Source organism: Spirosoma gilvum (genome assembly GCF_054776815.1).
The window spans coordinates 349,266-371,738 of sequence record NZ_BAAHBH010000010.1; the positions used below are offsets into that span (position 1 = coordinate 349,266).

Annotated in this window: 15 protein-coding genes; 9 read left to right on the top strand and 6 right to left on the bottom strand. The window is 49.4% G+C overall.

Going from position 1 to position 22,473, the window contains the following annotated elements; genetic code table 11:
- Nucleotides 1–10: 10 nt before the first annotated feature.
- The 4 genes from preA to ACYVFD_RS25720 all read left to right on the top strand — a co-directional run bounded on the left by preA (nt 11) and on the right by ACYVFD_RS25720 (nt 6,985).
- Nucleotides 11–1,279 (top strand): NAD-dependent dihydropyrimidine dehydrogenase subunit PreA, encoded by a 1,269-nt coding sequence (gene preA, locus ACYVFD_RS25705; RefSeq protein WP_461093371.1) that lies wholly within the window; start codon nt 11–13, stop codon nt 1,277–1,279.
- Between the two features lie 230 nt (nt 1,280–1,509).
- The gene (locus ACYVFD_RS25710; protein WP_461093372.1) at nt 1,510–2,925 is read left to right on the top strand and encodes an FAD binding domain-containing protein; all 1,416 of its coding nucleotides are present in this window, start codon (nt 1,510–1,512) and stop codon (nt 2,923–2,925) included.
- A gap of 588 nt (nt 2,926–3,513) precedes the next feature.
- Complete coding sequence (locus ACYVFD_RS25715) at nt 3,514–5,823, top strand: xanthine dehydrogenase molybdopterin binding subunit (RefSeq protein WP_461093373.1); 2,310 nt, start codon at nt 3,514–3,516, stop codon at nt 5,821–5,823.
- A gap of 175 nt (nt 5,824–5,998) precedes the next feature.
- Nucleotides 5,999–6,985, top strand: coding sequence for an XdhC family protein (locus ACYVFD_RS25720; RefSeq protein ID WP_461093374.1), 987 nt, complete (start codon nt 5,999–6,001; stop codon nt 6,983–6,985).
- A 52-nt stretch (nt 6,986–7,037) separates the two neighbouring features.
- On the opposite strand, the gene ACYVFD_RS25725 is transcribed toward ACYVFD_RS25720, so the two are convergent.
- Together ACYVFD_RS25725 and ACYVFD_RS25730 are read right to left on the bottom strand one after the other, a co-directional pair.
- The gene (locus ACYVFD_RS25725; protein ID WP_461093375.1) at nt 7,038–8,723 is read right to left on the bottom strand and encodes a RagB/SusD family nutrient uptake outer membrane protein; all 1,686 of its coding nucleotides are present in this window, start codon (nt 8,721–8,723) and stop codon (nt 7,038–7,040) included.
- A 97-nt stretch (nt 8,724–8,820) separates the two neighbouring features.
- Entirely contained in the window at nt 8,821–11,871 is a 3,051-nt protein-coding gene (locus tag ACYVFD_RS25730; RefSeq protein ID WP_461093376.1) for a SusC/RagA family TonB-linked outer membrane protein, read from the bottom strand.
- Between the two features lie 241 nt (nt 11,872–12,112).
- On the opposite strand from ACYVFD_RS25730, the gene hisS reads away from it, so the two are divergent.
- A complete protein-coding gene (hisS, locus tag ACYVFD_RS25735; protein ID WP_461093377.1) occupies nt 12,113–13,486 on the top strand; it encodes a histidine--tRNA ligase in 1,374 nt (457 codons plus the stop codon).
- Between the two features lie 109 nt (nt 13,487–13,595).
- Entirely contained in the window at nt 13,596–14,339 is a 744-nt protein-coding gene (locus tag ACYVFD_RS25740) for an FkbM family methyltransferase (protein ID WP_461093378.1), read from the top strand.
- 28 nt (nt 14,340–14,367) lie between these two features.
- On the opposite strand, the gene cobA is transcribed toward ACYVFD_RS25740, so the two are convergent.
- Both cobA and ACYVFD_RS25750 read right to left on the bottom strand, forming a co-directional pair.
- Nucleotides 14,368–15,120, bottom strand: a complete 753-nt coding sequence (gene cobA / locus ACYVFD_RS25745) for a uroporphyrinogen-III C-methyltransferase (RefSeq protein WP_461093379.1) — start codon at nt 15,118–15,120, stop codon at nt 14,368–14,370.
- Nucleotides 15,121–15,208: 88 nt separating this feature from the next.
- A complete protein-coding gene (locus tag ACYVFD_RS25750) occupies nt 15,209–17,359 on the bottom strand; it encodes a nitrite reductase (RefSeq protein ID WP_461093380.1) in 2,151 nt (716 codons plus the stop codon).
- Between the two features lie 265 nt (nt 17,360–17,624).
- Between ACYVFD_RS25750 and ACYVFD_RS25755 the strand changes: the two genes are divergently transcribed.
- Both ACYVFD_RS25755 and ACYVFD_RS25760 read left to right on the top strand, forming a co-directional pair.
- Complete coding sequence (locus ACYVFD_RS25755) at nt 17,625–20,081, top strand: outer membrane beta-barrel protein (RefSeq protein WP_461093381.1); 2,457 nt, start codon at nt 17,625–17,627, stop codon at nt 20,079–20,081.
- Nucleotides 20,082–20,146: 65 nt separating this feature from the next.
- On the top strand, nt 20,147–20,356 hold the full coding sequence (locus tag ACYVFD_RS25760; RefSeq protein WP_461093382.1) for a hypothetical protein: 210 nt from the start codon (nt 20,147–20,149) through the stop codon (nt 20,354–20,356).
- 33 nt (nt 20,357–20,389) lie between these two features.
- Here the strand turns inward: ACYVFD_RS25760 and ACYVFD_RS25765 are convergent, their stop codons facing one another.
- A complete protein-coding gene (locus ACYVFD_RS25765; RefSeq protein WP_461093383.1) occupies nt 20,390–20,638 on the bottom strand; it encodes a hypothetical protein in 249 nt (82 codons plus the stop codon).
- 27 nt (nt 20,639–20,665) lie between these two features.
- On the opposite strand from ACYVFD_RS25765, the gene ACYVFD_RS25770 reads away from it, so the two are divergent.
- The gene (locus ACYVFD_RS25770; RefSeq protein ID WP_461093384.1) at nt 20,666–21,745 is read left to right on the top strand and encodes a tetratricopeptide repeat protein; all 1,080 of its coding nucleotides are present in this window, start codon (nt 20,666–20,668) and stop codon (nt 21,743–21,745) included.
- A 43-nt stretch (nt 21,746–21,788) separates the two neighbouring features.
- Here ACYVFD_RS25770 and ACYVFD_RS25775 read toward each other — a convergent pair whose 3' ends face one another.
- Nucleotides 21,789–22,214, bottom strand: coding sequence for an EthD family reductase (locus ACYVFD_RS25775; protein WP_461093385.1), 426 nt, complete (start codon nt 22,212–22,214; stop codon nt 21,789–21,791).
- Nucleotides 22,215–22,473: the final 259 nt, after the last annotated feature.

A 22,473-nucleotide genomic window follows, 5' to 3' on the forward strand; every position in this document is an offset into this window, starting at 1 on the left:
ATTAATTAACGTGGCAGATCTTTCAACAAATTTCCTCGGTATCAAATCGCCCAACCCGTACTGGCTGGCGAGTGCTCCGCCGACGGACAAAAAATATAATGTCCTGCGGGCGTTTGAAGCTGGCTGGGGTGGCGTGGTCTGGAAAACGCTGGGTTCACAGATCAAAAACGTGTCGTCGCGCTATTCGGCCGTCGATTATAATGGCACCAAAGTGATGGGGTTCAACAATATTGAACTGATTTCCGACCGTCCGCTTGATATTAACCTGCGCGAAATTGCCGAATGCGTTCGGGAGTTTCCCGACCGGGCGATGGTCGTGTCGCTCATGGCCGATAATACCCGCGACAAATGGCATGAACTGATTGCACAGGTCGAAGATACGGGTGCACATGGACTTGAACTAAACTTCGGTTGCCCGCACGGCATGACCGAACGCGGCATGGGCGCAGCCGTCGGGCAGGACCCCGATATTGCTAAAATGGTGGTCGAATGGGTCATGGAAAAGGCCACGATTCCGGTTATTACCAAACTGACTCCCAACGTTCATTCGGTAGTGCCAACGGGCCGGGCGTCGGTTGAAGGTGGCACCAATGCGTTGTCGCTGATCAACACGATTCAGTCAGTAACGGGTGTCAACCTGGATACGTTTGTACCAAATCCATACGTAGCCGGGAAATCGGTATATGGTGGTTATTGTGGTCCGGCAGTGAAGCCAATCGCCCTGAAAATGCTGACGACCATCGCCCAGGACCCGATTACATCGCGCGTACCGATTTCGGGAATTGGTGGTATTAGTACCTGGAAAGATGCCGCCGAATTTATGCTGCTGGGCGCTACCTCAGTACAGGTATGTACGGCCGTTATGAAACACGGTTTTCGGATCATCGACGATCTGTGCGACGGACTGAACAACTGGATGGACGAAAAAGGCTTTAAAACCATTTACGATTTCATCGGCAAATCGGTGCCGACCATCACCCACTGGGAAGACCTCGATATCAATTACCACATCGTTGCCAATATTAATCAGGACAAGTGTATCCACTGCGGTCTATGCTATATTGCCTGTGAAGATACCTCGCATCAGGCCATCAATCTGACGTACGGAAAGCCCTACAATACCTATTCGATCATCGAAAATGAGTGTGTGGGCTGTAATTTGTGTAAATTAGTATGCCCTGTCGATAGTTGCATCACGATGGTCGAGCAACGCAAAGGTGATGAATACCTGAATTGGAAAGAGTTTCAACGACGTGAGTTACCCCTGAATGACCACTGACATAGCTTGTCATTGGAGATTTGTCATTGGACAGTCGAAGGTGATGTTAATGGAATACGACGATGAATACTAAGGAAAAAACATTTGTCATCCCGAGGCACGAGGGATCTTTGGGGTGAGACTGAAAAGCCTTCGGCTACCGAAGATCCCTCGTGCCTCGGGATGACAAAAAAGCTTTTGGAACAAAAGTTTAAGCAGGCTCAAAATCTAAAAGCCAAGTAATTACCATTTTGATTTCCTTCATTTTAAATAACAAAGAAGTAAGTACGATACTGCCGCCCGGAACGACGGTGCTTGATTTTGTGCGCTATCATCAATACCTGACAGGTACCAAAATCGGCTGTCGGGAAGGCGATTGCGGAGCCTGTACAGTGTTGGTGGGCGATATTTCGACCGGGGAGTTACACTATCGGACAGCTACGTCCTGCTTAATGCCGCTGGGAAATGCGCATGGCAAACACATCGTTACGGTGGAAGGCATCAATATGGATGACCTGAATCCCATTCAGCAGGCAATGGCTGACGAATCGGCTACGCAGTGCGGGTTTTGTACGCCCGGATTTGTGATGTCGCTGGCCGGTTATTGCCTGAGCAATAACGCTGCAACAGTGCAAAATGCCATTTCGGCTATTGATGGCAACATATGCCGCTGTACGGGTTATAAGTCTATCGAGCGGGCGGCTGCTCATGTGGCTGAGCTGGTAAGGGCGCGAACAGAAGCAACGCCAGCACAGTTTGTGGTAGATCATGGAATTTTGCCGACTTATTTTGCTACGATTCAGGAGCGGTTGCAGGCTTTTCGGTTACATTTAAATGGCGAACTGAAAACTGATGATCTACTGGCACAACGGGTTGGCGGTGGAACAGACGTTTATGTGCAAAAATATGACGAAGTCAAAGAGGCTTCCATTCAGTTTTTGTCCGATAATAAAGCGCTGAAAGGTATTCGTCAGGAAGGGAGCCAATGTGTTATTGGTGCTGCAACGACCGTAACTGAGCTGATGGAATCGCCTATCGTACAGCAATATTTTCCTGATTTTAAGAGCTATACGAAGCTGGTCTCATCGACGCCAATCCGTAACATGGCAACCATCGGCGGTAATTTCATCAATGCCTCACCGATTGGCGATTTTACGATCTTTTTCCTCGCACTGGATGCTATTATTACCTTGAGCGATGGTCGTTCACAACGAGACTTAGCGTTGAGGGATTTATATCTTGGCTATAAAACGCTAGCTAAGAGACCAGAAGAGTTTCTAACACATATTTGGTTTTCTCTACCTTACAAAAACACCCGGTTCAATTTCGAGAAAGTTAGCAAGCGCACGCATCTGGATATTGCCAGTGTCAATTCGGCCATTCAGCTTACGGTTGATGGCGATGTGATTAGCTCAGTGAACTTGTCGGCGGGTGGTGTTGCGCCCATACCGAAGCGGTTGACAAACACCGAAGCGTTTTTAATGGGGCGGCCGATTACTGAAGCGTTGATCCTCGAAGCCACCGCTGTAGCCCAAACCGACATCGCACCCATCAGCGACGCCCGTGGCACCGAAGCCTACAAACGGCTATTGCTCAGTCAATTGATAAAAGCGCACTTTATTAAGTTGTTCCCAGCGTTGAAAGTAGAGCAATTGATGGTTGGTTAATAGTTAAAGCGAGTTCTGACACCCCTTTAGGTTTTGTTGGTATTGGCGCGGCCTTTTGCTGAGACTGTTTAAACTTTTAAAGAAAATTCAAAAATGCGTGTTTTTTGTCATGCTGACCGGGACGCGTAGTCGCAGGAAGCATCTTCGGTAACAGCATTCTTATAGCCACCGAAGATGCTTCCTGCGACTACGCGTCCCGGTCAGCATGACAAAAAACTCCCCAGGTTTAATGTAATTTAAAAAGTTTAAACAGCTTCGCTATAATAATACCATCTCTTCGAGATTTACATTTTTGAAAGGGGGGTATTTAAATAAGCCTGACAGGATTATAGATAAAGGAAAATGCTGCCTCCCCGAAGGAGTAACAATATTGTAGCAGAAAAGCAAACACCTAATCAAAACCCCCGAAGGGGTGACAATATTATAGCAGAAAGGTAAACACCACAACAAAAGCCCCGAAGGGGGAGACAGTATTGTAGCAAACAGGCAAACATCTCAACAAAAGCCCTGAAAGGGTGACATTTTAAATACGGGCTACCCAAGGTAGGTTGACTGAATCAACAAGCCATAATTAAATTAAGACATACAATGAAAAATATAGATTCCAGAACGCATGTGCGGGGCGAATCGGTGTATCTGGACGATATTCCGCTGATCCGAGGGACATTGTTCGGAGCAGCATTTGGCTCGCCAGTGGCGCATGGAGTTATCAAAGAGCTGGACCTGTCAGCAGCGGAGGCCATGCCCGGTGTGGTCAAACTGTTCACGTACAAAGATGTAACGGGCGAAAATCAGATTGGGGGCATCATTCCTGACGAGCCGTTGCTGGCCGAACACCATGTGCATTACTGTGGCATGCCAATTGTGTTCGTTGTGGCCGAAAGCGACGAGGTCGCTCGTGCCGCCGTCAAGAAAATTACCGTCGACATCGAACCCTTACCCGTCGTTACCGACCCTCGCGAAGCCCAGGCAAAAGGCGAGTTAATTGTGAAGCCACGCACCCATAAGCTGGGGGATACTACGACGGCCTGGGCGCAGTGTACGCATATTTTTGAAGGCCGAACGGAAACCAACGGGCAGGAACACCTGTACATCGAAACGCAAGGTGCTTATGCCGTTCCGCAGGAGAACAACGGTATCAAACTCTACTCATCAACGCAGGGTCCTACGGCTGTGCAGCGGGCCGTAAGTCGGTCGTCGGGGCTGGCCATGCACCAGGTCGATGTGGATGTCACGCGGCTGGGTGGTGGGTTTGGTGGCAAAGAAGATCAGGCCAATATGTGGGCGGCTCTGTGTGCGTTGGCTGCGCACGTACTCCGTAAGCCCGTCAAGTACTCGCTACACCGGATGGACGATATGGCCATGACCGGCAAACGGCACCCGTATTCGTCGGACTTCAAAATCGGGTTGGACGACGATTTGAAGATCATTGCCTATGAGGCCACGTTCTACCAGAATGCCGGTGCGGCCGCCGATCTGTCGCCTGCGGTATTGGAGCGAACCTTATTTCATTGTACCAATACCTATTTCATTCCCAACGTAACGGCAACGGCCTATAGCTGTCGAACCCATCTACCACCAAACACGGCGTTTCGGGGATTCGGTGGGCCACAGGGAATGTTCGTTATAGAAGCGGCTATCGCCAAAGCGGCTGAGAAATTAGGCATTGAAGCATCGGTAATACAAGCCCAAAACCTGAACAAAACTGGCGATGAATTTGCCTACGGACAGAAAGCCGTGAGCGAAGCCCATGCCTGCTGGAGCAAAGCCGTAGAGCTATATAATCTGGACTCAATTCGCGAGCAAATTAGTGAATTTAACAGCGTTAACCTATTGATTAAGAAGGCATTCTCGTTAATGCCAATTTGCTTCGGAATCTCGTTTACAAACACCCGCATGAATCAGGCACGGGCACTTGTACATGTGTATACCGATGGTAGCGTGGGCGTGAGTACGGGTGCTGTGGAGATGGGGCAGGGGGTAAATACGAAAATGCTACAGGTAACCGCCCAGATGCTGTCGATACGACCAGAGCGAGTGAAGTTGCAGACGACAAGTACTTATCGAATTGCCAATACATCGCCTTCGGCTGCCAGCGCTACAGCCGACCTGAACGGGAAGGCCGTGGAAATGGCTTGCACTGAAATTGTTCAACGGCTAAGGGTGGTGGCTGCGGGTGAATTTCAAACGGCAGCCGAAGCTATTACCCTGAAAGACGAAGGTGTTTTTGTGAACGGCGAACGGACTGACTGGGACTGGAATCGGCTGGTGATGGAAGCGTTTACGAAACGCGTGAGCCTGTCCGAACACGCCCACTATGCTACGCCTGAGATTCATTACGATGCCAGCCGGGAGAAAGGGCATCCGTTTGCCTATCATGTGTACGGGACTGCCATTGTTGAGGTGACAGTCGATTGCCTGCGCGGGACCTATGAAATGGACGCTGTTAAAGTAGTTCACGACTTCGGGGTGAGCATGAACCCGCTCATCGACCGGGGGCAGATTGAGGGAGGAATCGTGCAGGGGCTCGGCTGGATGACCATGGAAGAAGTCGTTTACGATACAGCCGGACGGTTGCGCTCCAATGCGCTTTCGACCTATAAAGTGCCAGATATTTATTCGGTGCCAAAGAAAATAACCATTGAGCCGCTAAAGACGGAGCAGGATAACCTGGCTATTTTTCGGTCGAAAGCCGTGGGTGAACCCCCATTGATGTACGGCATTGGTGCCTATTTTGCCCTGCGCAATGCCGTTCGGGCGTTTAACCCAACAGCCAACATTCCGTTCGATGCCCCCATGACGCCCGAAAAGGTGTTGCTGGCTCTGTACGATGCAACTGCGAGCAATAGTGCTGTATCATCTACCAATAGCAGCTATATTAAACAGATTCAGTTATAACCGCGAAGCGGTGGCAGCTTTGTAGAAAACAAGCCGCCTACATTTAGTTGAAAACTCCGAAGGAGTGACATATCAACTATGTCACTCCTTCGGAGTTCTGAACGGCATAGAGTACTTGTTTCCCTATAAAACTGTCACCGCTTCGCGGTTTATCACGGATTATCTTCTTTCGGTAATGCCCAACCCTAAATCTTTATCCACCTGGCAACTCATTCATACGTGCATTCAGCAACGTCATCCGGTGATGCTCCTGTATGTGCTGGAAAGTCATGGGAGTAGCCCAGGCCGACAGGGATTTCTGATGGCAGTAACGGCATCGGGCGATATGGTGGGGTCGATTGGGGGCGGCATTATGGAACACAAGTTTGTGGAAATGGCCAAAGAAAAGCTACGAACACAAGCTACTGAGCTTTCCATCCGAACCCAGTACCACGATAAGAAAGCCGCTCATAACCAAAGTGGTATGATCTGTTCCGGCGATCAAACGATTCTGCTATACCAGATTCAGACACAGGATGAGTCGGCTGTTCAGGCTATTGTCGATTGCCTTGAACAAAACCGAAACGGGCAGTTGACGATATCGCCATCCGGTATTCAGTTTTCAGATAACCAACAGCTCGAAGCCAATTTTAGCTTTGTGAAGCAGTCTGATGACCAGTGGCTGTATCAGGAGCGGCTGGGTTATAAAAATGAACTGTTTATTATTGGCGGAGGACATTGTGCTCTGGCATTGTCTCGGTTGATGAGTCAGATGGATTTTTACATCCGCATCTACGACAACCGCCCGGATCTGCACACGATGCTACGGAACGACGTTGCGCACGAAAAGATTTTGATCAGTAATTACAGAGAAATAGCGAACCTAATTCCATCAGGATCAAACAAATTTGTGGTAGTTATGACGTTTGGATACCGCACGGATGATGAGGCTATCCGGGCATTGCTCACTAAATCATTTGCGTATTTCGGGGTATTAGGTAGCCAGACAAAGATTGGAAAATTGTTCGCTGATTATCGCTCAGAAGGCATTTCCGACGATAGACTAAACCAAATCCATGCACCAATTGGTGTACCGATTCATAGTCAGACCCCTGAAGAGATTGCGGTTAGTATTGCCGCTGAAATGATTCAGGTGAAGAACAGAGTGATAAATGATGAATGATTTTGTTGTATAATCATTCATCATTCATCATTCATCATTCATCACTCCAGTCTTAATAACTCTGATTTTGAACTAAATAACCGGGTAGGTTAGAGGCTCCGTCGATGGCCGTCTGGGGTATTGGGAAAATGCGTTTCAGTTTATCGCTGTTCGTCTTTTCCGTCCAGGTGCCTTCGTACTTGCCAAACCGGATCATGTCGGTTCGGCGAACCATCTCCCAATACAGCTCAAAACCACGTTCCCGGTACAGTAAGTCCAGATTCATCGACGTCAGGGCAGGAGGGGGAGCCGTAACGGTCCGGGCTGCTCGCACCGTGTTGACATCGGCTAAAGCACTGGCAGCATCGTTACTCTTACGAAGTTTAGCTTCGGCCCGCATCAGGTAGATGTCTGCCAGACGAAGAATTATAATATCGGCTTCGCCAAAATTACGTCCACTCACCGATTTCTTGCTGAACTCGTATTTTTCGACCCGGTATCCTGTATTATAGTTGCTACCCGGCACCGTAAAGTCGATCTGTTCGGTGAAATCAACGGCCAGAGTCGGCTTATTGCGCGTGTCGTGAAACAGTTTAGCCACTTTAAACTTTCCATCCGGGCATTTTAAAAATACGCCATTCCGACGAATCAGGCCGTATTGCTGACCCCGCAGAATCCCCCGGTTGATGTTGAAATCGGCTTCGGCCACGCAGGAGTCAGCTGGATTAGAGTAAATGGTCAGGTTCTGCTTGTAAAAGCGTGGATCAACCGTTGGGTCTTTCGGCGCGTAAGCGTTTACCCAGGTCCGGTAGTAATCGGGGGTAATGGCCGGTCCGTCGGTTCCGTTGGCGTTCGGATAGGCGGGTATCGGAAACTGATCGCCCGACAGCGAGAAATACGCCATCCGATTCGTTCCGTTCAGGTCGGCCCGCTGATCAACCGCAAAAATCAACTCCTTGTTGTCGTGGTTGTCGGAATTGAAAATAGCGAAGAAATCCTTCGACAGTTGGTATTGGCCTGAGTTGATGATCTTGTCGCAGTACTCGACTACTTTGTCCATGTCTTCTGGCTTAAATGTTACCTGAGCCCCGTAAATGTCTCGGTAAACACCCGCATTTAAATACAACCGTGCCAGCAACCCCCAGACCGCCCCTTTGGTCAGACGACCGGGGCCGACACTTGTTTCCAGGTCGGGTTCTACGGCCAGGAACTCATTTTTGAGGTATTCAACAGCTTCGGCTCCACGTAAAATGCTTGAGGTTGCCCCCAGATCATCCTTCACAAAGACCAGTCCGAATAGGTCCAGCGTCAGTAACCCATAATACGCCCGCATACCCCGTGCTTCGGCCAGGTAGGTTTTCGTAACGGGGTCTTTCAGCGTAGGCAGGGTATTGATGGCCGTAATAGCCCGTGATAGTCCCTGTAGGATAAGCGTCCAGGTGTTCCGCAGGTTGGGGTCAGTGCTGGTGTACGTATGCTGGTGCATGGCTAGGTAAATGCCATTGTCGCCCCAGTCAGTACCTCCGCGATAGGGGAGGATTGCTTCATCGGTCGAAATCTCCTGAATAGCGAAGTAGTTGGTATGCAGGAAAATGTCCGGCAGACGGGCGTAAACAGGTGCGATGATCCCATCAGCCGCCTGCCGGTCGGTGAGCCCCGAAACCGACGCTTCATCCAGCACCTTCTCCGCCAGATTCGTACAACCATTTATGCCACTTATACCCGTGAGTATTAGGGCTGTTAATATGATCTTTTTCATTGTTAATCGTATTTTAGTAGTCATGGGTCAGATCATGTATTGGAACGTCAGCAAATGACCAATAATGACAATCTATGACAACTGAATGGCTAAAGAATTAAAAAGTAAGGTTCAGACCGAAAACAAACGTTTTGGCTTTGGGATAGCTGAGGTAATCAATCCCATACGACAGAATCCCGTTGATGGTTCGATCGGTGTTTACCTCTGGGTCGTATCCGTCATATTGGGTGATCACGAACAGGTTTTGCCCCGTTGCCGATAGGCGGATGCCCGAAATCCAGCGTTTCATGCCAATCAGTTTAGGATCGAGGTTGTAGCCCAGCGTCAGGTTATTCAGCCGGAAGAACGAACCGTTTTTCAGATAGCGGGTCGATACCGGAGCTGAGTTATTGATCGACTCATTCGGATATTGAATGGCCTCTGCCGTAGTATTCAGCCCTTTCGACAACCGCAGTTTGTAGAAGTTAGCGTTGGCCGTGTTGTCATACAGTTTGTTGCCCGATACCCCGTTGAAATTGATCGCCAGATCGAACCCTTTATAGGCCAGGTTGCTGTTCAGGTTAAACTGCTTCGTTGGGAGCGCACTACCGGCGGCAATCCGATCTTTATCGGTTATGATTCCATCGCCATCTGCATCCTGAAACTTACTAATCCCCTTATCGTCAAGGCCGATGAAGTTTTTCAGGAAGAAGGTACCGATTGGCTGGCCGTTAATGTACCCGTTGATGGTAGCCGAAGTAAGCCCCGAACCCGATGCCGAACCCGACGGAATCACCGTATAGGGCGAATTGTTCACCACATTGTCGATAAACGTGATGTTACCGCCAATGTCGAACCGGAAGCCGTTTAAGCTGGCGTACCGATAATTCAAATCCAACTCAACACCCTGGTTGGTGATGGTCATGTCGGGCACATTGGTCCAGAACGTACCAGCCGGTTGAACTGGGTCGGACGGGATTACTTCCAGCAGGATATTGTTGGAAACTTTCCGGAAATAATCGACCGATCCGGTCAGTGCTCCTTTAAAAAGGCCAAAGTCAACACCTAAATCGGTTTGGTTCGATACCTCCCACTGAATATCGGGGTTGGCCAGGCGCGTGTAGGATGTACCGGCTGGATAAGCACCGGTAGCCGCAAGCGGATAGCTGGTCGAAGCCGACACCTGCGAGGTGAACAGCGCCTGGGTGATTTTGGACGGTATTTCCTGGTTACCCGTACGGCCCCAGCCTGCACGCAGTTTTAGGTCGCTGAACGGTCCCGATTTCAGGAAACCTTCTTCCGATAACCGCCAGCCAACCGAGAACGAGGGGAAGATACCATACTTATTATTGGAACCAAATTTCGAGGAACCATCGGCCCGGACCGTTGCAGTGGCCAGGTATTTATCCTTGTAGTGATAATTCAACCGGCCGAAAAAGGACTGAAGTTCATTCTCGATGGCAAAACCAGTCGGTTTGTTGTTAGTCAGTGTCAGGTCTTGTCCCAGTCCCGGATTGTAAATCGGGTCAATGGGCGAGATAGGAAATTTGTTGATGCTCGACGACCGTTCCTGTACGTAGATTTTCTGGTACGAATGTCCCAGCAACGCTGTCAGGTTATGATCCTGCCGGGCCAGTGTATACGTAAAGTAGTTTTCGACCAGAATGTTGCGGTTTATTCGGTAAATGGTTTCTAACCGACCATCCTGCTGTGGTACCAGACTGGGTAGGGATTGCACATCCCGCATCGAACTGGAGTTGTCAACTCCTAGATTAAGTTTATACACCAGGTCTTTAGTGATCTTGAACGAGGGCGAAATGTTACCAACCACGCGGTTGATGGTCGTCATATCTTTTTCCAGGTTCAGCGTAATCAATGGATTGGTGCCACTCAGGTATTTGTATGGATCACCATTGGCATCGTACGCAGGCAGAGTAGGATTGGCTGAGATAGCACTCCCCAGAATTGTTTCGGTTGGTGGCCGCAGGTTATACGTGTAGGAGGCCGTCAAATTTACATCCAGATTAAGCCTATCTTCCAGCAATTTCTGTGATACGTTGATTCGGCCCGTATAGCGGCTCATCCGGCTGTTTTTGATAATTCCTTCCTGATTCTGAACGCCAAGTGAGCCATAATACGTCAGCTTATCGGTACCACCACCAAACGATAGGTTATGGTTCCAGGTTTGGGCTGTTCGTGTCACTTCTTTCTGCCAGTCGGTAGAGCCTTTAAAATCGTCGAGCACACCGCCTACGGCTGGCACCTGTTTACGATACTCATCTGCCGAGAAAACAGCCAGTGGCCGGGTCAGGTTTGAAATACCCAGGCTGGATGAGAGTGTAAAGTTCGAGAAACCGGCTTTCCCTTTTTTAGTGGTAATCAGCACGACTCCATTGGCACCCCGAGCGCCGTAAATAGCTGTAGCCGAGGCATCTTTCAGCACGTCAATCGACTCAATATCCTGCGGATTCAGGAAGTTCAGTGGGTTGGTAGCTCCGCCCGTACTGGAGTTATCGAGCGCAATACCATCCAGGACAAAGAGGGGAGTACTACCCGTCCGGACGCCACCGGGACCCCGAATTGTAATGTTTTGTTGCCCGCCAGGTTCGCCACTGGCTGAGGTTACGTTGACTCCGGCAACCTTTCCCTGTAGCAGTTGTTCGGGCGAGTTGATGATCCCTTTGTTGAATTCGGCGCTTTTGATCGACTTTACTGAACCGGTCATGTCCTTTTTGGACGCACTACCGTAGCCGATGACCACGACCTGGGCCAGTTCGGAGGCTGATGCTTTTAGGGCTACATTGAGGATGGTCTGATTACCCACTGAAATCTCCTGAGAAACAAACCCAATGAACCCGAAAACCAGTACTGAATTGCCGTCGGGTACCGCAATACGGTAGTTACCGTTGGCATCGGTATTGGTTCCACGGTTGGTTCCTTTAACGACCACGCTACAGCCTGCCAGGGCTTCGTTGGTGGTGGCATCTGTCACGCGACCGCTAACTGTAATGTCGGCTGATGGATTTTTAGACCGTTCAACGCGGAGGTTAGCGGAAAAGGGCTGAGGGGCGGGACCAGCCATCGATTTGGCACCAATTCCCAACAGTATACAACACAAACTAATCCATTTGACCCGGAATGGAGGGGGAGAATCGTAAAAAAAACGCATAGGTTACGAGGTAAATTGAAAGTGAAGCTGTAAGTTTCAAAAAAGCAAGCCACTGATTAAAGCGCTTTAATCAGTGTTAAAATAAAATTAATAAAAAGTGGGATAATTCAAGTAAAAAATTGTCGGATTGTGATAAGTGGTAAAATGGAAGGCGTTTTAACAACATTCCAGAGAACAAAGCCGCCAGCAACTTCACCGATTACGCTTCGCTTTATTGCCTGATGGTTTTTAATTTTGCGGGATGCAAAAACCGACATTACCTAAAGGAACGCGTGACTTCGGCCCGGAGCAAATGAGCAAACGGCTTTTTATATTCGATACCATTCGGCAAACCTTCAAACGCTTCGGCTTTTTACCCCTCGAAACTCCGGCCATGGAGAACCTCTCCACCCTGACCGGTAAATATGGCGATGAAGGCGACCAATTGTTATTCAGAATCTTAAACTCAGGTGATTTTGCCGCTAATCTGACTGAACTAGATATTTCTACGGGCTATAAAAAATTGATTCCCAAAATTTCTGAAAAGGGATTGCGCTATGATCTAACAGTACCATTTGCCCGTTATGTAGTCATGAATCGGCATATGCTTACTATGCCCTTTAAACGCTACCAGATGCAACCTGTATGGCGTGGAGACCGGCCTAATAAGGGCCGCTACCGGGAATTTTATCAGTGCGATGCCGATGTAATAGGAACCGACTCACTGATCTGCGAAGCCGAAATTGTGCTGATGATCCACGAAGTATTCCGAAATCTGGGCATCCAGAATTTTACCCTGAAACTCAATAACCGAAAGATCCTGGCGGGTATTGCGGAAGCGATTGGCGTACCAGGTCAGGAGGGAGCCTTATCGGTAGCCATCGATAAACTGGATAAGATTGGGCAGGAAAAAGTGCTGGATGAATTGCGTGAGCGCGGCTTTGCCGAAGTATCCATTACGAATCTATTGCCTTTATTCTCGTTTACCGGACTGGACATTCGACAAATTCTCGACGAATTAAAAAGTTGGCTGGCTATTTCAGAAACGGCTCAAAAAGGCATTGCTGAACTTGAAGAAACACTTCAATTAGTCGAACTCTACGGTCTACTAGACAGTCAGATAGAGCTGGATCCAGCTCTAGCGCGTGGTCTGTCATATTATACAGGGGCTATTTTTGAAGTGAAGGCCAATGGGGTCAGCATTGGCAGTGTCAGTGGTGGTGGGCGCTATGATAATCTGACGGGTGCCTTTGGTATGCCTGGTTTATCAGGGGTGGGTATCTCGTTTGGCGTCGACCGGATTTATGATGTCATGGAGGAGTTAAATCTCTTTCCGGCCAGTGCAGGGCAGGGGACAAAAGTACTTATCGTGCCGTTCGATGTGGAGGCTCGGAAAGTAGCGTTGCCCCTGCTGAGTCAGTTACGGGCGGCTGACCTATCGGCTGAAGTGTATCCTGATCTGACGAAAATCAAAAAGATGCTTGATTATGCCAATGCCAAAGCGATTCCCTACGTAGTCCTGATAGGGTCGGAAGAAATGCAAACGGGCCTGCTTACGCTGAAAAACATGATAACGGGCGAGCAGCGTAAAGCAACGACTGAGGAAATCAGCTATTTGATTTTACAAAATAAGTAAACACGGAGCCGCAGAGTACACAGAGGATTTCAACGATAAATGCGTATTCTTTTATTCTCTCTGTGTACTCTGTGGCTCCGTGTTTAACCAACTCTTAAATCGAAGCAAGATGAGCAACGTGGCTACGGCGATTAAGGCCGCCTTTTCATCATTTGGTGTATTCTTGGCACGTAAATACCCAAATCAAGTCAACGGACTGAAACTGGAAGATGATTTACGGCAGGTGATTCGGCAGCCCAATCCACTTTGCTTTGATGTAGGCGCCAATCAGGGACAAACGATCCAGCTCTTGCAGCAGTGTTTTGCCAATCCAGTGATCCACGCGTTTGAGCCAGCTTCGAAGACCTTTAATGCCTTGACTAGTCAATCATTCGGGCCGAACGTGTCGCTCCACCAGCTTGCTTTTGGCGAACAGGCCGGTACGGCAGAATTTCGTAATTATGAACAGTCGGAGCTAAGTTCGTTTCTGGCCGTTAACCCGGATAAATCCGAAAATATATTCTTTGGGGAACAGGTGGCCTCTGTAGAGTCGGTCACCGTCGAAACACTCGACAGCTTCTGTGCGGCCCAGGGGATTGCCAAAATCGATCTGCTAAAGATCGACACGCAGGGGTTCGAACTTCCCGTTCTTCGTGGAGCAACTCGCCTGCTTACGGAAAAACGGATAGGAGCCCTGTTGCTGGAACTGAATTTTGCCCCCATTTACGAAGGTCAGTCCGACCCACTGGTCATTCTAAACTTGCTACGCGAACACGATATGCGGCTGGTCGATTATTACGAAAAAGAACGCATGACCGGCCGTGAGTTATCCTGGACCTCAGCCTTATTTGTGCAAGGAGCTAAAAGGGGATAGAAAAGCGAATTCAACTTACTCGTGTACCCTACAGATTCTGCTGGACTGTCTGCGTAAATGTAGTCAGGTCGGTAACGGCTAAACGAGCTACTTCACCTACGACGATAATTGCCGGATTACTAACGCCCGATTCGTCGGTTTTCTGCACAATCGTCGACACCTGTCCGGCCACCACCTGCTGTTCGGGCAGGGTTCCATTCTGAATAATGGCTACGGGCGTATCCGACTGACCACATTCGGCAAAAACAGCCATGATCTGGGCCAGTTTATGCATGCCCATCAACACAACTACGGTTGCTGACGACTGAGCGGCTAACCGCAAATCCTTCGAGAATTCTCCGTCTTTGGTGGTTCCCGTAACGACCCAAAAACTTTCAGATAATCCCCGTGTAGTCAGCGGAATACCAGCCGATGCAGGAACGGCGTAGCTGCTGGACAAACCTGGTACTACGTCGGTTGCAATGCCATGCTGCCGGGCATATTCGATTTCCTCATACCCACGCCCAAACACAAAGGAGTCGCCCCCTTTTAGCCGGACAACATGACCATACTGCTGCGCATAATGAACAATCAGCGGATTAATGTCTTCCTGCATACAGGAATAGGCACCCCGTCGCTTGCCCACATAGACCTTGAGTGCGTCGGGCCGACAGTACTCCAGTAAATCCGGGTGAACAAGGGCATCATACATAACCACATCGGCCTGTTTCAGCGCCTTGATACCTTTCACCGTTATCAAATCCGGGTCGCCTGGACCGGCCCCCACGAGTGTCAATTTCATAATTTAATGATAGAATGAGTGAATGATAGAATGAGTGAATACCATCCGGTGCATTTATTCACTCATTCTATCATTCACTCATTGAAAATTAACTATCCTGCGCCTGGGTTAATTCCTGTAGTTCGGGGGCTCCTTCCAGCTCGATCTGGGTTTCGCGGTAACCCTGAATTGTTTGTAGGAATGCCTCAGCCTGGGCAATGAAGCGGATCGCAAACGATTCGGAAGCCTCCTGCTTGTTGATGCTGAACACCAGAGCTTTGAATTCACCTTCTTCCTGATGGAAATCCGGTTCGCCCACAAACGTTTTGTCAAAATCGCTGACAATACCGTGCTGGGTGTTAGTCGGAATATCGCGGCTCATCAGGGCGGCTTTAGCTCCGGTGATAAATACGTTGTAGCCGTGATAAAGTGCATCGGCCCAACGGCTTTCGGTTAGTGCTTCCCGAGCCCAGCTCAGTTTTTCTGACGCTTCGGTCAACGTCGTAGCTACCAGGTCGATGAGCACGCTGGCACATTCGCCAATACCCACTTCTGTCACATACTGTTCGGTATGATCCCAGTCGATGTAGTCGCTATCGACCAGCGTTTTCAGATCGGCCAGCGGCTTTAAGAGTTGATAGAAATAGTTTTTACCCTGACGTGCATAATAGTCACTATAGTACTCACCGTCGAAGGCGTTGGACTCATAATCGTTCAGCAGGAACCGCAGCGATTGGGGACCACGCTTGGCCGGAATCTTGATGACCTTGTCGGCAATAAGTCCTTCCCCTTTCCCATTGAATCCACCGCCCAGCAACACCTGCAACGCCGGTAGCACATAGGCCCCATTTTTCAGAGATGAACCGTGGTAGCCAATGTTTCCCACCGAGTGCTGACCACAGCCGTTCATACAACCCGAAATCTTGATTTTGATGTCGTTGTTGTAGATCAACTCAGGGAATTCATTGGTCATCATCTGTTCCAGCGCCCGTGTTATCCCATAACTGCTCGAAATAGCCAGGTTACAGGTGTCCGTTCCGGGGCAGGTCGTAATGTCGGCGGTGGTGTCAAAACCGGGATCGGCCAGACCGAGCGTATTCAGCGCTTCGTACACCGCCGGTAGATCTTCCGGCTTAATAAACCGAAGCAAATAGCCCTGGTTAACGGTCACCCGAATATCGTCGGCAGCGTATTTTTTCACAACCTGAGCCAAGGCCCGAGCTGTGTCGGAATGCATATCACCCAGAAGCACCCGCAGTTGAACCGCATACCAACCCTGTTGTTTCTGCTCGAAAACATTCGTTTTCAGCCAACGGCCATAGACATCGTTGTCAGGTAGCAGGCTCGGGGCAGGTGCATCAGGGCGGGGAGCTGGTTCGGGAGCAAACAGCGCATTGCCCGCAGACGTATCAACCGCAAAGGATTTAACCCGGAGGGCAGGGGTTTCTGCCTCGATCCGACGAAGTAATTCTTCCAGACCAATGTCGTTAAGAAGATACTTCATCCGCGCTTTGTGGCGTTTCTGACGCTCTCCGTAGCGGTCGAATACCCGAATTACGCCCTCAATAAATGGAATAGCCAGATCTTCCTCCAGAAACTCAAAGGCCGTCTGAGCCGGGAAAGGCTGTGCGCCCAGTCCACCGCCCAGCATTACTTTAAAGCCACGCTTGCCGTCCTGAATACGCGCCACCAGACCCACATCATGCATATACCCGTAAGCCGAGTCTTTTTCGCTCGATGAAACCGAAATTTTAAACTTTCGACCCATATCCTGACAGATTGGATTCCGCAGGAAATAATCGAAAATGCTATAGGCGTAGGGGGTAATGTCGAATGGTTCGTCGGGATCGACACCAGCCCTGGCGGAGCCCGTTACGTTCCGGACCGTATTGCCGCACGCTTCTTTTAGGGTAATGCCTGCATCCTCCAGTTCAGCCCAAAGCTGGGGCGAATCGGCCAATTTGACAAAATGCAGTTGAATATCCTGCCGGGTGGTTGCGTGGAGATTGCCCGTCGCGAATTTATCCGACAGATCCGCAATCCGAACCAACTGGTCGGCTGTGATGCGACCATGCGGCAGTTTAATCCGGATCATCTGGACGCCCGGCTGTCGCTGTCCATACACACCACGGGTCAGGCGGAATTTACGAAACGCTTCATCCGCGATGTCGCCCTGCTGGAACGAACTAATTTTCTGCTGGAGATCCAGAATATCGCGCCGGGCGACGGTACTCACATTGTCGGAGAATAGGATAGACATAAGGTATTTTTGTCTATAGAGTTAATCAACTAATGTCTTAAAACGAAACGCCGGTTATGTCCGGCGCCTGATTGATGTTGTAAAGATAAAACCAATTAGGGTGGATAAAGTTCGTATTGCTCCCAACTTATGGTTATGGTCGATAACAATTCGTTATGTGTTACCGATCCGCAAAGAGGTTACGACTAAGGCCTATAAGAGCTATTTGTAGGCTCCCGGCAACGAATTGCCATCTTATTCTATCCACACTAAATACGTTTATACTATGCGTTTACTTTACCTGCCTCCGGCTGGCATTGGTTGTATTGTTTTATTCTGGATGTTCACAGGCTCCGTAAGTCTGGCCCAGACAACCCTGATCGGAAAGCTGATTAGTCAGAGTGGAACCCCTATTTCATTCGCTAATGTATTGTTGCTGCGCTCGTCCGACTCGACGCTGGTGAAGGGAGAACTGAGTCGTGATGACGGGCAATTTGCGTTTGAAGCCGTCAAAAAAGGGGACTACCTGCTGGTTGCCAGCCAGGTAGGCTTTCGCAAGGCCTATTCGTCATTGGTATCGGTTCGAACAGATCTGTCCCTGCTTCAGGTTGATCCGATCACGTTACAATCAGAAACGAAGCAGTTGCAGTCGGTAACGGTATCGGCCTATAAACCCTTATTTGAGCAGCAAGCCGACCGACTTGTCATTCATGTACAAAATAGTATTGTATCTGCCGGAGGGACAGCTCTGGATGTGCTGGAACGGGCACCCGGAGTCAGCTTGGATCGGCAGGAAAGTAAATTACTCCTGAATGGGAAAGCGTCGGTGCTGGTCATGCTCAACGGGAAACTGAATCGAATGCCGGTTGATGCCCTATTGCAGCAACTAGCGGGATTGCCTACCTCGTTTATTGAAAAAGTTGAGTTGATCACCAATCCACCGGCTCGGTACGATGCCGAGGGAGATGCCGGATTGATCAACATCATTCTTAAAAAGGATACAGGCGAAGGGCTCAACGGAACGTATACTCTGGCCGCAGGCTATGGGTTTTACGAAAAATGGTCCGGGGCTGGCATGCTGAACTATCGGACCCGAAAACTAGCGCTATTTGGCGATTATGCCTATACGGCTGATCACATGTGGCAGCAGTGGGTGTTCGACTGGCAGCTTCAGCAGGGAGCAGCCGCATCCCGTTCGTACACCCTGGCCGATCGGGAGGCTACTATGCCGGTTCATACCGCCCGGGTGGGCTTTGAATATGCCTTTACACCCCGGTGGACAGTAGCCGGGATCGTGTCTGGGTTCGATAGCCGATGGGCCATGACAGCCCGGACGCAGGCATTGTTTCAGCACCAGAAGAGTGACGTCAACAGCCTCATAACCACCGATGAGGTAAATCACTGGCAGCATCTGATGAGTAATCTAAGCCTGCACTATCAGTCGGCGAAAACAGAGATTACGATCGATGTAGATCGCCTGCACTACGCCAATGTACAGCCGACAACCTATCGGTATCAGTATGACCTGACTAATACGGTATCCGCCACACTTCCGCAGGAAACAAGGATTGGTAAAAAGACTCCATTTGGCATGTGGGTCATCAAAGCCGATGTCAGTCGATCGTTGCAAACCGGCTGGAAAATCGAAGCGGGTTTTAAAAGCAGCCGGTTAGCCTTGCAAAATACCGTGTTCACCGACCAACTCCTGCCAACAGGCTGGCAAAAAGACTCCCTGTATAGTCAGCAAACCACCATGTCGGAGACGATCCTGGCGGGATATATGTCATTAAAAGGTCAGTTAGGCAAGCGTTGGCAGGTTCAGGGAGGGCTTCGAGGGGAAGCTACGCATACCCTGCTGCTGGCCAACGGGGAAACACAACTGGTTAATCGGAATTATATAAACTTGTTTCCCAGTATTTTCTTTACCCATGAGATCAGTAAGGAGCGAAGTCTGCAGCTATCCTACAGCCGCCGAATCACTCGTCCCCCGTATAAAGTGCTGGCCCCGACCATGATTTTTATCGGTCCAACCACCCTGCGCACCGGCAACCCAGGCATTCTGCCCACCATGTCTGACGCTGTTCAACTGAATTATCGGTTCAAAGGCGCTTATTTGCTATCGGTTCGCTATGCCTTTGACCGAAATCAGTTTTTCGATTATCAGCCTCAGTTGGATCGGTCTGACCCGCAGGCAACCCGGCAGGTGTTCAATACCCGGAATATTGCCCAAACACATTCCGTCTCCGCGAGCTTTGCCTTTCCCTGGAGCCCGGCCCGCTGGTGGCAATCGCAAACGCAGTTCCTGGGCGTATGGCAACAGGCTTCGACCTGGTATGAGCAAAACTTCCTTTCGTTCGGACAAGTGTATGGGCAGTTGAACACTACCCATACGGTCAAATTATGGCCTGGGGCTGCGGCCGAGCTTACGGCTTTCTACAACTCCCCAAGTCGAACAATGGGTATCTTTCAGCGACGGGCTTACGGGTCGGTTACCGTTGGCCTACAGCAGAAAGTAGACAAACAGCGGGGATTGCTGCGATTGACCCTGAGTGATCTTTTCTGGACCAATACCCGAATTGGCGACTATAATTTGCCTGAGGAGGATATTCGCGCTTATACTGCCGTTACCTATGAGCCCAGAGTGATTCGGTTGAGCTATACCTACAACTTTGGTAGTCAGTCTATTAAAGGGACTGGTAAACGTAAAACCGGTTCGGAGGAAGAACGGGAGCGGGCCAATTAAGCTGTTCCTTCTCGCTACGCTTTAGATCAATCCCTTTTCGAGAACCTTTTTATACCTGACAACTCATGGAAGAAACATTTATCTGGCTGCTGGTGATTGTCATCACAACCATAGTGTCGAATATACTCAAGTCAACGAAAGCAGGCCCGTCAACCCATTATTTTACGGATGATTTCCGGGATGTCTGGTCGGACGAAACCCCGTCAGCAGCCTCCGGTGAAGTCGAACAGCGTGATTGGGACGATCAGAACGACGCTGGGTTTGGTCTTGAGTAGAAGCCGATATCCGCGGAGCGACAACTGACGTATCTAAAACGCGTCGTGTCGTTCTCCGGCGGCCTGCCAGTCGGCATCCATTTCCTGAAACCGGGCAGCTACTCGGGTCAGGAACGGCTCATCGAGTAGGGTAGGGATCGCTTCCGGGTCGATCAGATCCAGTTCACTGACTTTATACGTCTGCTCATAGGGACCGGCTTCAATTTTGACAATATATTTGCTGTTCCAGGAATAGAGCCCAATGCGGAACTGTGGATGCGGAATGTCCTGAACGAAGCGCACGGGGGAATGATGAATTATAAATTATAAATGATGAATTGGATTCGGCAGGTAAGAAATACAAAGGTAGTTAATATATCCACTCAAATTTTCGTCTGGATACTTATCATTCATCATTCATCATTCATCATTACGGCTTGCACCCGTGACACCGACGAAGCAGCTCAGTTTTTTCTGAAGGGGAATGTTCAGTTGCAGAAGCGCGAGTATCGGGAAGCTATTCGGTATTATTCGGAAGCAATTGCTAAAAAGTCCGATTTCGCCGATGCGTACAACAACCGGGGACTTGCCAAATTTCGCAATGATGATCGGGAGGGAGCTCTGGCTGATTATACCCGCGCCATCGATCTGGACCCCGATTTTGCTACTGCCTATTTTAATCGGGCAGAGGTTCGGCTCGAACTGGGTGATGCGACGAATAGCCTGGCCGATCTGGAACGAATCGAAAACCAATACCGCGATTCGACCTTCTATCATTCCCGGCTGGGCGATGTGTATACCCGACTGAATCGGATACCCCAGGCGCAGGCCGCCTACGATCGGGCGTTGCAACTGGTGCCTACTAATGTCGAAGCTCTGACCAATCGGGGCGCGTTGTATTTTAATCAAAAAGCCTACGAACCCGCGCAACAGGATATTCGTCGGGCGTTGCAACTGAATCCCAAACAGGATGCTGCCCTAAACAATCAAAGTCTGCTTCTGGCTCATGAGGGCAAGTATGCCGAAGCGTTGTCCTATGTGGAACAGGCGCTGGCTTTACAGTCTCGTCAGCCCTATTACCTCAACAACAAAGCCTACCTGCTACTGAAGTTAAACCGCCCTGCTGAAGCCCGACCGCTCGTTGAAGAATCGCTGCAACGGGACGGTCAAAATGCATGGGTACACCTGACCATGGGGCTTTATTGGCTAAGTCAGCACCAGCCCGCGAAAGCCATGCCCGAATTTCGGCAGGCTGAAACACTGGACGCTTCCGTAGAACACCTGTATTATTACCTCGGTACAACCGAATGGTCCATGGGGCATACAACCGATGCCTGCACCGCCTGGCAGCGAGGGGATACCGCAGGAGACCAACAAGCGCATCAGGAATACAGAGCCAAGTGTAAATGAATTTACCCCAGAGCGGTTCTGACAACGCTACCGCTCTAAAAAATCACCTTACCACCTCACTAATCAGTATAGTCGGGCTGATATTGGTGTACTTTGGAAAATCGGTCCGTATAGCCTCTCTATTCGGGGCAATGGCAGCCTGATAATCGCTTAGACTTTTCACGTAAAAACTACCAATAGCCATAAAGGGTAATGGCGAATTAGGTATTCCATTTGAAACTCCTTTTTCAATGGTATACCGTACCAAATTGGACCCTAATAGCCCTGCCACAAAGGGCATATGACTTTTTTCGTAGTAATCCATGTCGAACGTTTTGCCTTCCGCATAAGGATACATAACCGACACTTTAATCAATCCTTTTTCGATGACATCCGCTTTGTTTTCGGATTTAGGAGCTTGTTTTTGTTGAGCCAATGTTGAAAAACATAAGCCAAGAGCTAATACAACTAATACGAGTTTACTCTTCATAATGGTCTTTTTTATTGTCGAGCGTGAAGCTAACAAAACGTAATGAAAATCTGCTTTTTATCCATTGGAAAACAGGGTCATTTGCTCTAATGCGTGAAGAATGAAAGGAAATCTTTAGCTATCCACCCAACACCCATACCTTCGCCTTTAGGTTTTGTTATTAAAAAAAGTGCAACTTCGGCAAAGCCATTGGTGAGTAGAAAAAGCGCGAACCCAACACAAATGCGTTCTGCTGGAACGACATAGCTTGTGTGGCTTG